Source organism: Tigheibacillus halophilus, assembly GCF_042683165.1.
GTDB lineage: Bacteria > Bacillota > Bacilli > Bacillales > Amphibacillaceae > Tigheibacillus > Tigheibacillus halophilus.
This window is the reverse complement of the sequence record NZ_JBHUIZ010000017.1, coordinates 25540-40257: the sequence shown is the minus strand read 5'-3', so window position 1 is coordinate 40257 and position 14718 is coordinate 25540. Positions and strand designations below refer to the sequence as shown.

Genomic DNA, 14718 nt, shown 5'->3' with positions numbered 1-14718 from the left:
CTAAAGTAATTTCGAACATTACCTAAGATGCCGGTTCTACGAAGACTTGTGCCGGACTGCTGCACTTAATTCTGAAATGTGATGATTGTTAGCAGCGGTCATCTGGATTAATTGCAAAATTATGTTCTCATGCTGCTTAATGATGGCTTCCAAATCGGACACATTCTTATGATCCATCTGCAATTCAGCCTCCCTTTCTATCTTGATCCATTTATAACACTTTCGGGACTAATTGACTAATTGCAGTTTTTCAATTTCTGTCATTCTTTCGACAGGAATTTATTCAAAACTACCGTAATTCGACAATAAATGTGTCGATTCTCTATGTTTCAGCGCAAAAAGCGGTATGCAAAATTTAATAATGGCATATACGTCGACATTTTTCGATAAAGGAATAGATTTTCCTCTTCTGTCATGTAAAAACACTGCCATAGAAGACAGTGTTTTTACATATATCTATTTCATTTTAATCATTAGCTGTTCGGTTCAATGAGACCATATCTGCCGTCGTTACGGCGATAGACAACATTCGTGTCACCAGAAGCGGCATTTGTAAAAACAAAGAAGCTGTGGCCAAGCATATCCATTTGCAAAATTGCTTCTTCAGAATCCATCGGTTTCAAATTGAAACGTTTGGTACGGACAACTTCGAGTTCATCATCATCTTCCGTGATTACGGAACTATTTGCTTCTTTTTCAAGCTCCGCAAAAACATGTTTTGGAGAACCCTCCTGGCGGAATTTTCGATTTACTTTTGTTTTATATTTACGTATTTGTCTTTCAAGCTTATCCACGACAAGATCAATTGCAGCATACATGTCTAAATTTTGGTCTTCAGCGCGAAGCAAAAGATTTGTCATTGGAATGGTAACTTCGATTCTTTGCTCGTCATTGTAGACACTTAAATTCACATGAACTTCAGAGGTCAGTGGCGCATCGAAATATCTTTCCAATTTGCTGATTTTCTTTTCCACGTAATCACGCATTGAACCGGTTACTTCGATATTTTCGCCACGAATGTTAAACTTCATAAAAGTGTCCTCCCTTGTATTCTATTAATCTTGCTATCTATATTATACAATGTTTCCCTGTAAAAATCCTTCATAAACCCATTTAATATTTTTCCTGCAGTCAATTAGTCCTTAAAGGACGTTTTTCACGGGGAACAGACAAGAATTTCCTTCCTTTTTCATAAGGTTGATGTCATACGATTGCCGCAACGAAATATAACGAAAAAAATAGCCTTGCTGGCTATTTTTTCTTATCCATGTACATTCCGTCCATTGTTTGAACATGTTTATATGGATTGATGTAGGATTGATTAGATTTTTTTTGCTGTTGAATTTGTTTCATTTCCATCTTTAAATCGGCAAATAATTGCTCCATCTTTTTTTCGATAGCTTCGTTCATAGACAAGACTTGTTTTCCAATATTCATCTCTTCCTCGGTATAAGGAGGCTTCATGGAAAAAGTCAATTCACTTCTTTTTTCAATAAGGACATTTAATTGGTCGATGATTTCCTGACGATTGGCACTGGATATCCGGCTTGTCAGTAGTTTTTCTATATTTTCCGTTTGCTGGTATAGTGCTTGTAATCTGTTCATCAGATTTGAGCACCTTCTGGAAATTCTCTCTGGCGATTGAGCAGAATAACCTGTTTCCACGTATCACGGAATTCAACCGCATACTCCAGTACTTCATCCAGAATAGGCGCTTCATTTTTTAGATTGGCTTGTGTCAAACGGTGGTGCATATATTCATAAAGCGGCAGCATTTCCTGAGCTATTGGAATATCCCTGTTTAAAGTCAGCATCAATTCCTGGATGACGTTTTGCGTTTTTTGGATATTTCTATTTTTCCCTTCATGGTTGCCTGCTTCCATGTCTTTTTTTGATTGCTTAATAAATTTAATACAACCATTATAAAGCATCAGGGTCAACTCACTGCCAGATGCAGTATTCACCGAGTTCATTTGGTACGTTTCATATGCATTCTTTCCCATTATATCTGCACACTTCCTTTTTTAGCATGGATTATTACTGACCAAATTGCGACATCAATTGGTTAGCCTGTGAGTTCATGTTGGAAATGGCTTTCTCCATCGCAGTAAATTGGTTCCAATATCTCGTTTCGATGTCCTGGAGCCGTTTTTGAAAATCGGAAATTCTGGCATTCAAATCCTTCATGCTTTTTCCAATTGTATAGTTTTCCATTGTACTGGTACTTTTTCCGGCACGGTTTTCGATGTTTTTGATAGTGGACTCGAGAGCGTCCTCCAAACGATTGACAAGTCCTCTTCCTTCTCCTTCTGAACTATTGGAAAACAATTTCTGTACAGCAGCCGGGTCTTCGCGGAGCATCTCTTTTAATTTATCTTCATTGATTTCCAATTTTCCGCCATCGAGATAGTTGCTCGTTGTTTTAATACCAATTTCTGTCAGCGATGTAAACGGCCCATCATTTTTAACGGGAGCATACCAGCCTTGACGCATGGAGAAAAGTCCATTAGAAATGATCGATTCGCCTTTGATGATACCGCTTTTCGCCTTTTCTTCCCAAAGCTCAATTTCTTTCTCAGACATTTCTTTTTTCTGTTCTTCAGTTAACGGCTGATAGTTGCGGTATTTATCTTCTGTTTGTGTGCCATTCAGTTTTTCGACGACTTCATTATATTTGTCAACGAATGCCTTGATTTTGTCAAATGCAGAATCAACATCATTCGTAACTGTAAGTGTTACAGGCCCTTCTGGCGTTGTATTTTTGAATTCATAGGTGATGCCATTCAATTTATAGCTGTTCTCCTGGGACTCGAGTTTTAAATTGTCATTATATGTAAATTGGGCATTTTGAGCTTTCTTACCTTGTGTCGCATCAATATTTAAAACCTCTGAAAAAAATGGGTTGTCCATTTCAAATTCCATTTCACTTGCCTGGTTGCCCGCTTCGTCTTTATGGCGTATTCCTGTATAGGTGGTTTCCATTACTACTTGACCAGACTGTTCATCGTAAAACAAGCGCATGCCTTCTGCTTCGCTATTCACACGTTTAAATACATCTTTTAGTGTTTCATCCTTACTTACTTGAAAGGAATGTTCCTGTGCTTTTCCATCTTTATCATAGGTTGTGATACTAAAATTATAAGCCTTTCCTAATGGTTTCTCAAAATCAATTTCTTTTGCGACCTTGCCTACCTTCATCTCGGATGTCGCTAACTGCTCCACAGAAATTTTGTATGACCCGTTCGCTGTTCCGGCATCGCCTGTTGCAGTTACTGCTGAGTCATTGGTAGAATTAACTTTTTTGGTGTTATATGCTTTACTCAATTTCATATCGAGCATCATATCATCGAGTTCTTTCAATGTCTTATTCACATCACGGAATGCATCACGCTGCCATGTTAAAGTCGTCTGATTCTGCTGCATTTTATTCAAAGGCACTCTTTCAGCCGTCATCAGTTTATTAACCAACTCATCAATGTCCATTCCTGTGGCTAAACCACCAATACGCATATGGATCTTCCTCTCTGTTTAAATTTTTTCGTCTGTGATAATTCCCATAAATTCTGCCATCGCGGCATATTTATCCAGCATTTTTTTGGGAGGTATTTCCTTGATCACTTCATCTGTCAATGGGTTGACTACGACAGCATAATATTCATTAAGTTCTTCATGCAGTTTAAATTTCAAATCTGTATGGAGTAACTCAATTTTGCTGTTGATTTCGGAGATAGCATTCTTCAGCAATTTCTTCTGTTTAATGGCGTTTTCATTATCTTGGCCTTCAGCAATAAGACCAACATTTTTTTCTACCTTTTCTGATTCACTGCCAGCGGCAGATTGAATCCCTTGTAATCCAGTGGCTATACCATCTATTCTCATGATATGTAGCTCCTTGTCTTTTCTTATATATCGGAATAAATATGTTTCTTTTAAAGGAAAAAGACGAAAGAAAAACGAACTGAATGATTACATTTACCTTTTATTTCTCTGCAACAAAAAGCGGACTCAATCGTCCGCATTTTGCTGCAGCATTGCAATTACATCTGTTGTTATGTTTGCTGCTTCGGCATTTTGATTTTTTATATCCAAATAGATTTCTTTACGATAAATGCCAACATTTTTCGGGGCAGATATACCGATCTTAACCTGTTCCCCTTCAACTGCCAGCACTTTTACTTCGATATTGTCTCCGATTTGAATTGCCTCATGACGCTTTCTGTTCAGAACGAGCATAGCTATACCCCTTTCCCATTGTCTGTTTTGACATTTTTCAGGGGAGCTTTGACTGGATGATTGCCGTCATCAATAATATATTGTTTTGCTAATCTATTTTTTGCGCTGACAATAATCGGAGCCCGAAGGTTCAATGTACTGTCTGCCAGCTTATTTTGCAATGTCACAATGCTATAAATGACAATATCCTGCTTTTCCTTCAATTGAAGCTGGTTTAGTATACTATCATCAAGCTCAAATTCATACCCTTCATAAAAATGGTACGGATTTGTCACCACGAAAGCTATTGTTCTTGTATGGACAGATTGTAGCACCTGAAAAACAGGATTTCCCGGCAAATCAAGTAGCACGAATTGTTTTTCATCCAAAAAGCCTGGTATCCCATGCGGGAAATGAATTACTTTTTCATTATCCACTGACAGCTTGCCAAAATATTTTGTTTCCACTTCCACAACTATTCACCCTTTTTTGTTGAATCACAGACCTTCTACTTCAATTTCCAAGGAAGGATACTGCATCATACCCATATCTACTGATCCTGGTTTATATACTTGTTCTACTGGATGCGGCGTTGCCTGGATTTCAGGCTGCGTTGTTTTTACATCCATATGTAGCTTGGCCGGTGCATAATCTATTTTGACAGAAAAATGTGAAGGGATAAAAGTGATACCCAAACCATTATCCGCAGGTTCGCTGTTTGCGATGGCCTGACTGGAAATTGGATTGCCCTTCTTTTCGATTTCCATCAGCTGTTTTCCTTGCTCTGCTCTTCTTCCAATACCCTCTATGAATGCTTGCTGACCTTCCATGGCATTCTTTTCTGTACGCCGTAAAATGTTCATCAAGTTCATATCTTCAAATGCCTGCGTCTGATCAATCGTCAATTTGGATGGCGTCGTGTGCATAGTCACTTCTGCCTTAGGCTGGCGAATCGACAATTCCGCTTTTGGCTGTCTTATTTCCTGGATTGCAGGAAGCTGCTTGATCTGGATTTTTCCCATTTGAGATGTCATCCGTAATCGTGGAAAATGCATCTTCTTCCCCCCAGCTCGTCTTGCTATTATGATTTGCCTGGTTTAAACAAAGCCTGGCTAAACGATTATCTGAGAAAATCCAGTAAAGTAGGCTGAATGATGCGTGAACCAGCTGACAGGGAAGCACGCAGGATACTTTCTTGGGAAATCAGCTGGGTGATGACTTGCTCATAGTCAATATCTTCATTTTTTGACATCATGTTCGTTGCGACGATTTCCTGCTCGCTCAAGCGATCCTCAATCAAGTCAAGGCGATTTGAACGTGCACCCAAATCTGCCCTGGCATTGATGACATTATCAATTTGCTCATCCAGCTTACCGATGCTATCATCAATCAGATCAGCATCGTTGGAATCCAACGCATGGATGAAATCATCAATTTTGGCAAACATATTTTCAGCCGAGTCGCCCTCGAACTTTCCAAAAACAGCTTCAGGATTCACGTTTGCTTGTAATTTCGTACCTTCCGCGACTTCGATTTCAACACCGCTAGTGTTTAGACCAGTTGCTGAAACTTTTCCATCATCAATTGAAAAGGGTTTTTCGGTAATATTCGTGCCATTGAATATATATTTTCCGTTTACATTTGTATTGGCTATATCCACCAAATGTTCTTTGAGCTGCTCAGCTTCTTCTTTAATATTTTTTCGCTCTGCTTCTCCCAATGTATCAGTGCTTGCCTCGACTGCGAGTTCACGCAGTTTCTGCAATGCTTTTGTCGCCTTATCCAGGGCGGCGTCGGAATTATCCATCCAGTTTCTTACTTCACCGGTGTTTCGTGTATATTGTTCGATACGGGTAACCTGACTGCGATAACCAATCCCCTTCATCGCCACGACCGGGTCGTCTGAAGGCAGATTCACCTTTTTTCCCGTATTGAGCTGGTCCATGTATTTGCCCATATTAGAATAGTTATCGGATAAATGCCTAAGCATATTTTGTGAAAGCATACTTTGTGTCACACGCATGGTTAGTACCTACCTTCCTACCAGACCCAAATTATTGATGATCCGGTCAATCATTTCATCTACAGTGGTCATACTGCGGGCAGCTGCGTTATAAGCCTGCTGGAATTTTATCAGATTGGAGATTTCTTCATCTAAAGAAACCGAAGACACTGAGCTGCGCTGGTTTTCAACCTGACTTCGCAATATGTCGGTATTTTTCGCCTGCTTATTCGCTTCCTGTGCCTTGACCCCCATATCGCCAATGATGGATTGGAAATAACTTTTCACGGAGGTTTTGCTTCCTCCAATTTCGAGATCGTTTTTTTGAAATATGTCAGCCAGGTTTTTAGCATTATCACCATTCATGGTTTTATCAGTACTTGCAGCAATCAGGTCCTTATTTTTCAAAATATCAGCGTTGACTTTCATCTTGCCGTCATTGTCTATTTCAAAAAACTCAATTCCTGGTTCGCCGTTCTTATCAACGCCTAGACTATGTACTTTATTAAACTCATTCTTGAAAGCAATGGCCATATCTTCCAATTGTTTCTGCATATCTGGATAGTCATTATTATATGAATGAATCAAAGCGTTCAAGGCACCTGTTTGACTGACACCCGATAGTGGAAGCGTTTTTCCTTCAATGGACACGGAAGCAGAGTCTTCATCTCCATTAAATTCAAATCGGTTGATTGCTTCATCACCGGTTTTTGTACCATCTACCAATGTCATTTTAGGGTCGAATGATTTTCCGCTGTCATTTACCAGTTCAACTGTCGCCAGACCTGGCGCGCTTTCCAGGGCACCATCGCCGCTTTTACTGTAGCTCACTTTAACGTTGACTATAGAAGACAGTTGGTCAATCAGGCGATCCCTTTCATCATACAAATCGTTGGCAAGATATCCATGCGGCTCAATTTCTTTCACTTGTGCATTAATATTGTTGATTTGCTTCAATATGGAGTTGGCATTGCTTACGGTAACATCCATCTGATTACTGAGATCGGAGCGTATGGTAGAAAGAGAACTCTGCAAATAGTTGAATGTATCAGCAAGCGCTTCCCCGCGTTGTGCAACTACAGATCTGGCTCCAGAGTTTTCTGGATTGCTTGCTAAGTCCTGTAAAGATTGCCAAAATTTGTCCATCGTATTGGACAATCCATTTTCCGAAGGCTCGTTCAACAGAGACTCCATTCGGCTTAATGCATCGGATTTTGTCTGCCAATAGCCTGCTTTACTGTTTTCACCGCGGTATTGTGTATCAAGATACTCATTCCGCACTCGTTCAATCGTCCCTGCTCTAACTCCTGTCCCCATTTGTCCAGGCATTTCCGGACGATTTCTCGATGCACTTGGATAGGGAGACATTGTTTCAAAATTGACCCGCTGTCTCGTGTATCCTTCCGTATTGGCATTAGAAATATTATTTCCTGTCGTATATAGTGCTGCTTGTTGTGCGAAAAGGGCTTGTTTGGCCATTTCCAAACCATGAAATGTACTCATTTTTCTTCACCTTTCGTAACTTATTATGCTTTTGAATCAAACACCGATTTTTTCGAGGATGCGCTATGCTGATGATTGCCATAATTCATCGAACTGATTGATGGCTGAAGCATTTCGAGCGACATATCCACAAATTTCAAAGATTGCCTGATTAATTCCTGGTTCAATTGTTCCTGTTCTCTTAAGTGAAGAACAGACTCGCTTAGAGAAATGGCAGCTTGCTCCAATTCCTGCTTATCATTCACATCAGCTACTATTTGCAAAATGTCGGAAAGGGCAGTTTCACTATTTTTTATTTGCTGCTCTTTTGCAAATTTGGAAACGTTTTGTATACGCTGATTTTCAATTTTGTCTAACTGACGAGCCAATTTTTGCTCAGAAATAATCATTTTCTGCAACTGTTCCGTATCATTGGACTTGATCGCTTCCATTTTTTTCAAAGATTGCTGATATAATTGCTGATGAATCACTGTTAGTTGTTTGACATCTTCAATGATCAACTTGATATGCACGTGCTTACCTCCCTGCTGCAGTTTCCTGGCAAATTATTTACCTTTCCAGAAATCCAGCATTTTCTCCGCAGTTTCTTCATAATTGATTTGGTATTCCCCCGATGTGATATCCTGTTTTATTTTTTCCACACGTGCTTTGCGACTTGCGTCCGCAGCAGATGATTCCTGCATGATTTTCGCTTTATCGGAAATTTGCAATTTATCTTGTTGCCTATGATTGATTTGGTTGGATGCGGTTTGTTTTTGCATTTGTTTTTGATATAGATTGATATGAGACTGATTTGGGCCATTGATCTTCATTTCGCTACCCCCACTCCATTTCATGTTAAAACGCTCTATATTAAGCATATTTTTATCCGGCAAACCTTTTCGTGCATACCTTCAAAATGTATTCTTTTTTACATCATAAAGTTCTGTATCTACTTTAAGCACAAACGATACATCTATTTTCAATATATCTGATCTACAAGTAATATCGACTAATGCAAGAAAATATGAAGCTATTTCTTTTGATTGATTGAAAAGTAAACGGGATTATCTTTTTCTTCATTAGACTGTTTGAAGCTCTCATTTATACGGTGTCGTTCAAGGTCCAAGTTCATTTCGTCTTGGCAGGTTTCACAGATTCTGCCAGACAAGATATCACGGCCACAGCGGCTGCAAGGGTACGCTAGTTTTGGAAACTGGGAAGTGCGGAGCCTTTTCTCTTTTATGAATTTGATGACGGTTTCTTCATCAACATTCGTATGTTCCACTACTTCCTGTAAAGTCGCTTCTCTATTTCTGCAAGTTTTTAAATAAGTATATACGGTTTGAAAATCTTTTTCTTCCTGCTTATAGCAGTCTTGGCAAATATCGCGGAACTGTTTCGCAAACACTTTATTACACCTGGTGCAATTCGCCAATTCAGCCATATTATCCATCCCCTAACTTCTCTAATTATAGCATATCCATTGCTTGGCACTATGCCCACCGGAAATTGATCACGGGAAATGGTATTGTTTTTCAACCTCTGACCAATGTATACGATGAAACTGTTGGGCAGCCTTGCTTTTTCAGAATGGCTGCTGCGTGCCGCAGCGTAGTGCCTGTTGTATATATATCATCGACAAGAATAACCGGTTTGTTTATAGGACTATTGACTCGAAATGGATTTTGGGCAGATAGTCTCTGTTTTCGTGTTTTTTTTGATTGTTTCTCTCCAGATACGCGTGAAAGCGCCTCGCTTACATTTGCTGGAAGAAATGATGCAAGCATCTGTGCCTGATTGAATCCCCGTTCCTTATATCTGTCAGCACTAAGTGGGATGGGGACTGCGACAAAGTCTTTGCACTTCCCGAATTTTTTCTGAAAGCCTTGAAGGAAGGCGTACCGAAAAGCGTGTCCTACTGCATAATCTCCTCGATACTTCCATTTCGCAATCATTGCTTGCATCAATTCCCCGTATGTGAAAATGGCATAATTCTCTGTCAGCGGATCATCACCATCAAATTTTCTTTGCCACAATATACAATCCCGGCAAACTGTATCAGGTGACATTCTGCTGCAATATCTGCATCGCTGCCCAGTAATCTTTTCCATCCCATTTTCACATTGGCTGCACAACCCATTCATGGTACGTGGAAGAAACAGATTTTCCCAATTCAAATCAATAGTTATGGATTGATTGCAAAAAAGACAATGCATATTCAAAAACCTGCTTTCTTGTTCATCATTATGATTGCTTTTATCGCTTGTGACATAGCCTTTGTTTTGCCATCGTGGAAAAACACAACCTCTCCGTCAGGGTCAGCAGGACTTCTTCCCGCTCTCCCGGCAATTTGCACGAGCGCAGCCTGATCAAATACCTCGTGCCCCCCATCTACAACTGCTACATCAACCGAAGGAAAAGTAACTCCACGTTCCAAAATTGTCGTCGTGATTAATATGTCAATTTTTTTATCACGAAACTGTTTTACCAGTTCTTTACGATGGGGGTCTTTCGCATGAACAAACTGTAAATTATTACCAGTCATTATCATTTTATTTATCTCCAACTGCTGCGAAAGCCTGTTGCCAACTTCCTCTGCCATTTGAATTGTTGGTACGAATACAAGCAATTGTCTGTCAGGGTTTTTACGGTTTTTAACCCATTTGATCATTTTTTTCGGCACCAGGAATTGTTTTAAAGCACGGCGTAAATCAAAACACATACAGCATTTAGGAACAGGGAGCGGATGGCCGTGAAATCTTTTGGGGACGAATACATGCGGAAGTTTTTTTTCCTTGATCAGTCTTTGCTGTTCTTTTCTTGGTGTGGCTGTCAAATAAATGGAAGTGTGGCTTCTTTTCACAGCGCGTTTCGCTGCATACGGGAGAGAAGGATCTTTATGAAACGGGAAAGCATCTATTTCATCAATAATCATTAAATCAAATGCATCCTGGAAGCGTAATAATTGATGTGTAGTGGATATGATGAAGGGAGCAGTAGGCATGCGGGTCACACTTCCCCCATACAATGCTTGTATGACTGTAGCAGAAAAGGCTTGTTCAAGTCTTGGCAGCAATTCTCTTACCACATCCGCTCTTGGTGTAGCGATACATACTCGCTGGCCATGCGAAAGTGCCTCGTTGATACAAGCAAACAGCATCTCTGTTTTACCAGATCCGCAAACTGCCCATACGAGCATGTCATCTTTTGCATGCAAAGTTCTCAGCAGCTGATTGGAGGCATGCTGCTGTTCTGTCGTCAACTGTCCATCCCAAGTGAGACAATCGCTTGCAGTTGGCCAGTCGGGCTGGATTCCCGTCCATGCATACAGAGGCTGGCATGCCATGACACGTCCCATTTCAATACACTTACGGCAATACAGACAATTTTTACGGCAAATTTGACAAGGCATTTCTGCAAATAAATGCTTTGTTTGATTCCCGCATCGCAGGCATTTCACACGGTTATATATCTTCTTCATGGATGGCTGGGGAGTGAATGCCTTTCTGGACAGAAGCTTTTTGAAGGTGATATCGTCAAGCGGGATTTCTTGGCGAAGCAATAACCTGCCTGCGTATTGCAAAGCAAGGTTCTCCAGTTCATCTACGTCTGGATCACCATTCTTAAAAGACGTTCTCAGATCATTCGTTCCGCCAAACGTTTCGACAGGGCCATTTCGAGGGCTCATCGCTTTTAACACTCCTTCGGATAGTTAATTCAATATTTCTTTATATAGATTAGTGCTTTCGATTTGGATAGTTTGCAGGTCAGATAAGGGGATTCATCTGCTTGGATGGCGTATATCTTTCACCAGATCAGTTCATGATATACGATTTGGAGTGGTACATGAATGAGAATTTTGTCTAAATCAATGGGGATAGCTCCCCACTGATTATAAGGTACAAAGCTCACGCTGATTCGATCGGAAAAATGTTTATTTTCGGTACCAGCAGACTCCTATTGCTCCTTCGCCCAAATGGGTACCAATGACAGGACCGAAATAACCTATGGTTGTTTCTACTTCAGGGAATTCTTCCTTGAAGGCTGATTCCAGCTCCTTTGCAGCTTCCTCACGATTTGCATGGATGAAAACTACACGTAATTCCTGGGTCTGTTCCGCATCTTCTTTGAGCATGCCCATGATACGGTTGATCGCCTTCTTTCTAGTTCTTATTTTTTCAAAAGGAACAATCAATTTATCTACAAAATGCAGAATCGGCTTTACCTGCAGCAAGCTGCCTAACAATGCCTGGGCTCCACTCAGTCTTCCACCACGCTGCAAATTGGTCAGGTCGTCGACCATAAAGTAAGCCCGTATACTTTGCTTTATCTGATCAAATCGCGCAAGTATCTCTTCCGGTTTTTTCCCCGATGCAGCCATACGTACAGCCTCAAGTACATAAAACCCCTGTCCCATACAGCTCAATTCCGAATCATACGCATAGACATCGATCCCTTCAACCATATCTCCGGCACTTTGAACAGCCTGACACGTGCCGCTGATCCCGCTGGATAGATGTACCGAGACGACAGCATCATATTCCTTAGCAAGCTCCTCTAATTTTTGTGTGATAACTCCGATAGATGGCTGGGAAGTTTTCGGCAGTTCTTGTACACTTTTCATTTTTTGGTAAAATTCTCCTGTAGATATATCTACTTCTTCACGATAAGCCTCATCCTCAAATACAACACTTAGCGGAACCATATGAATGTTATTTTTTTCCCTTGTTTGTTCCGGTATGTATGCAGTGCTGTCTGTCATCACCGCGACTTTCATGGCTATTACCGTCCTTTCGGTGCTATCGCTTTGTTTTGCCAATACGCACCAGAATAATCTATTACTATTCTACTAAAATTCCTCTAAAAAAGCATTAACCATCATACATTATTTTTCCACAGTTGTATTGCGTGTAAATTATTAAATGCTGTACCAATTTATAGCAAATAAATAACCCCTGTACTATACTGCATTGTACAGAGGTTGAAATTATAGAAGGATACAGTGCCGGGACTTTCATCCCAGCTGAAGATTCCTTTGGCATCAGTGAAATTATACCACCTCTACCCATCCATTCCGGATAGCGGAAACAACAGCCTGGGTGCGGTCTGCAACATCCATTTTCTGCAAAATGTTACTCACATGGTTCTTGACGGTTTTTTCACTGATATACAACGCGTCGGCAACAGCCTTATTGCTTTTGCCTTCCGCAACCAATTGGAGCACTTGGCACTCCCTTTTTGTCAGTATGTGCAGCGGCTTTTGGAAAATGATTTGTGAACTTTTTTTACCTGATTGCGGATCCTTGGACAATCGCCTGTATTCCCTGACAAGATTATGTGTAACCTTTGGATGCAGGTAAGATCCCCCTTCACTGACCACTTTGATAGCTTCTATCAATGAATTCGAATCCATTTCTTTCAACAAATAACCTTGCGCACCTGTTTTGAGTGCATGGGTAACATACGCTTCGTCATCATGGATGGATAAGATGATGACACGCGATTTCGGAAAGAGCCTGATCAGGTCTGCAGTAGCCTGTATGCCATTGATACGCGGCATGTTGATATCCATAATCACTACGTCAGGGCGATATTTTTTCACAAGTGTTGGAGCCATTTCACCATCATCACCCTCAGCAACGATTTGGAAGGATGGCTCAAAATCCAGAATTCTTTTCACACCTTCGCGAAATAACTTATGGTCATCAATCAAAACGATTTTTACTTTTTTCTTTTGTTTATCCATTTGCACTGTTGTTTCCTCCTGTATGAGTTCCTTATTAGCATACTTTCCCGTTACAGTATGATAATTTTTCTATTTCTTTTTATTTCTCTATAGCTTTTTATCGGTAACAAACCATCAAAGTGAAATGTCTCTGCCGCTTAAACATAAGGGACCTGAATTCGTATGGTCGTTCCTCTGCCAATGGCAGAATCGATTTGCAATGTGCCGTCAAACATTTCGACGCGTTCTTTCATGCCTATTAGTCCAAAAGATTTTTCACGTTTAATAGCTGGGTCGAATCCTTTACCATTGTCCTGAATAGAAACATTCAAACACTGTTTATGAATTTCCAGCTTCACTTTGATCAGTGTCGGCTCTGCGTGTTTGATCGCATTTTGGACGCCCTCTTGAATCAGCCGGAAAAATGCTACTTCATATTTGGAATTAAGTCTGCTTTCTTCACCAAAAGTCGAAAATTCAATCTCCACATTATTATAGTCTTCCGTAGTCGACAAATACTTCGTCAATGTTGGGATCAACCCCAGATCATCCAGCGCCATTGGCCGCAGATCATAAATGATCCTTCTGACTTCATATAATGAGGAACGAATCATTTTCCGAACACTTTTTATTTCAAGTAAAGCTTCTTCAGGTCTTCCAGAACGGAATGTGCGGTCGACAATTTCTGAACGGAGCAGAATATTGGCAAGCATTTGAGCCGGCCCATCATGAATTTCTCTCGATATCTTCCTTCGCTCTTCTTCTTGGGCTTCGATGATTTTCAATCCGAACGCTTCTTTTTCTTGTGCTTCTGTCAACATATCGTTGACTTTACGAAAATCATCGTTCAAATAATTGAGGACAACCGACACTTTACCTGCTAGCCCCTCAGCTCTTTCAATCGTATGATCCAGATTGATGAGCCTTCTTTCCAATTCATCACGTTTTTGTCTCAGATTCTTTTCTTCCGTTCTCATCATAGCGAGCTGGGTTTGCAATCCATGCGTATTCTCATAGACTTCCTTGATTTCATCTTCTGAATAGCGATCAAAATATTTATTCACCTGAGAAAGCCTTTGTTTGGAAAGTTGGACTTTTCTTTCCAACTGGTCTCCACCTTCGATGAAGCTGTGCACCTTTTCTATCGTCATTTGCAATTCTCGCAAAAGCAGTTCATGCTCTTTTCGAGCTCCTTCACTGATTGTGAAAATTTCATCTTTGCTTTTTTCAACAGCATCGACCATTTCATCGATGACGTTGTCCAAATTCTTTTCATCTGTGTTGGCTATCATTT

Annotated in this window: 19 protein-coding genes; all 19 read right to left on the bottom strand. The window is 40.4% G+C overall.

The genetic code is table 11. The features are described 5' to 3' along the window. Positions 1 to 36: 36 nt before the first annotated feature. Positions 37 to 177 carry a hypothetical protein gene (locus ACFSMW_RS18700; RefSeq protein WP_390357831.1) on the bottom strand — a complete coding sequence of 47 codons (141 nt, stop codon included), beginning with the start codon at positions 175 to 177 and terminating at the stop codon, positions 37 to 39. Between the two features lie 296 nt (positions 178 to 473). Then, a complete protein-coding gene (gene hpf / locus ACFSMW_RS18695; RefSeq protein WP_390357830.1) occupies positions 474 to 1031 on the bottom strand; it encodes a ribosome hibernation-promoting factor, HPF/YfiA family in 558 nt (185 codons plus the stop codon). A 220-nt stretch (positions 1032 to 1251) separates the two neighbouring features. Then, positions 1252 to 1605: a flagellar protein FliT gene (gene fliT, locus ACFSMW_RS18690; RefSeq protein ID WP_390357829.1), complete on the bottom strand. Its 354-nt coding sequence runs from the start codon at positions 1603 to 1605 to the stop codon at positions 1252 to 1254. Beyond that, positions 1605 to 2006, bottom strand: coding sequence for a flagellar export chaperone FliS (gene fliS, locus ACFSMW_RS18685; RefSeq protein ID WP_390357880.1), 402 nt, complete (start codon positions 2004 to 2006; stop codon positions 1605 to 1607). Before fliS ends, fliT begins: the two co-directional genes overlap by 1 nt. 31 nt (positions 2007 to 2037) lie before the next feature. Next, on the bottom strand, positions 2038 to 3510 hold the full coding sequence (locus ACFSMW_RS18680; protein ID WP_390357828.1) for a flagellar hook-associated protein 2: 1473 nt from the start codon (positions 3508 to 3510) through the stop codon (positions 2038 to 2040). Between the two features lie 18 nt (positions 3511 to 3528). Beyond that, the gene (locus ACFSMW_RS18675; RefSeq protein ID WP_390357827.1) at positions 3529 to 3879 is read right to left on the bottom strand and encodes a flagellar protein FlaG; all 351 of its coding nucleotides are present in this window, start codon (positions 3877 to 3879) and stop codon (positions 3529 to 3531) included. Positions 3880 to 4005: 126 nt separating this feature from the next. Then, positions 4006 to 4233, bottom strand: a complete 228-nt coding sequence (gene csrA / locus ACFSMW_RS18670; protein ID WP_390357826.1) for a carbon storage regulator CsrA — start codon at positions 4231 to 4233, stop codon at positions 4006 to 4008. 2 nt (positions 4234 to 4235) lie between these two features. Continuing rightward, the gene (gene fliW / locus ACFSMW_RS18665; RefSeq protein ID WP_390357825.1) at positions 4236 to 4685 is read right to left on the bottom strand and encodes a flagellar assembly protein FliW; all 450 of its coding nucleotides are present in this window, start codon (positions 4683 to 4685) and stop codon (positions 4236 to 4238) included. Between the two features lie 24 nt (positions 4686 to 4709). Next, positions 4710 to 5267: a DUF6470 family protein gene (locus tag ACFSMW_RS18660; RefSeq protein WP_390357824.1), complete on the bottom strand. Its 558-nt coding sequence runs from the start codon at positions 5265 to 5267 to the stop codon at positions 4710 to 4712. Positions 5268 to 5332: 65 nt separating this feature from the next. After that, positions 5333 to 6235: a flagellar hook-associated protein FlgL gene (flgL, locus tag ACFSMW_RS18655; protein ID WP_390357823.1), complete on the bottom strand. Its 903-nt coding sequence runs from the start codon at positions 6233 to 6235 to the stop codon at positions 5333 to 5335. 9 nt (positions 6236 to 6244) lie between these two features. Next, positions 6245 to 7717, bottom strand: coding sequence for a flagellar hook-associated protein FlgK (flgK, locus tag ACFSMW_RS18650; RefSeq protein WP_390357822.1), 1473 nt, complete (start codon positions 7715 to 7717; stop codon positions 6245 to 6247). A 23-nt stretch (positions 7718 to 7740) separates the two neighbouring features. Beyond that, on the bottom strand, positions 7741 to 8229 hold the full coding sequence (locus ACFSMW_RS18645) for a flagellar protein FlgN (protein WP_390357821.1): 489 nt from the start codon (positions 8227 to 8229) through the stop codon (positions 7741 to 7743). A gap of 33 nt (positions 8230 to 8262) precedes the next feature. Then, a complete protein-coding gene (gene flgM, locus ACFSMW_RS18640) occupies positions 8263 to 8529 on the bottom strand; it encodes a flagellar biosynthesis anti-sigma factor FlgM (RefSeq protein WP_390357820.1) in 267 nt (88 codons plus the stop codon). 200 nt (positions 8530 to 8729) lie between these two features. Further along, positions 8730 to 9143 (bottom strand): TIGR03826 family flagellar region protein, encoded by a 414-nt coding sequence (locus ACFSMW_RS18635; protein WP_390357819.1) that lies wholly within the window; start codon positions 9141 to 9143, stop codon positions 8730 to 8732. A 91-nt stretch (positions 9144 to 9234) separates the two neighbouring features. Then, positions 9235 to 9915, bottom strand: a complete 681-nt coding sequence (locus ACFSMW_RS18630; protein WP_390357818.1) for a ComF family protein — start codon at positions 9913 to 9915, stop codon at positions 9235 to 9237. Positions 9916 to 9917: 2 nt separating this feature from the next. After that, positions 9918 to 11387: an ATP-dependent helicase ComFA gene (locus ACFSMW_RS18625; RefSeq protein ID WP_390357817.1), complete on the bottom strand. Its 1470-nt coding sequence runs from the start codon at positions 11385 to 11387 to the stop codon at positions 9918 to 9920. Between the two features lie 246 nt (positions 11388 to 11633). Beyond that, positions 11634 to 12476, bottom strand: a complete 843-nt coding sequence (locus ACFSMW_RS18620) for a DegV family protein (protein WP_390357816.1) — start codon at positions 12474 to 12476, stop codon at positions 11634 to 11636. Positions 12477 to 12749: 273 nt separating this feature from the next. Continuing rightward, positions 12750 to 13445 (bottom strand): response regulator, encoded by a 696-nt coding sequence (locus tag ACFSMW_RS18615; protein ID WP_390357879.1) that lies wholly within the window; start codon positions 13443 to 13445, stop codon positions 12750 to 12752. Between the two features lie 137 nt (positions 13446 to 13582). Beyond that, complete coding sequence (locus ACFSMW_RS18610; protein ID WP_390357815.1) at positions 13583 to 14716, bottom strand: sensor histidine kinase; 1134 nt, start codon at positions 14714 to 14716, stop codon at positions 13583 to 13585. Positions 14717 to 14718: the final 2 nt, after the last annotated feature.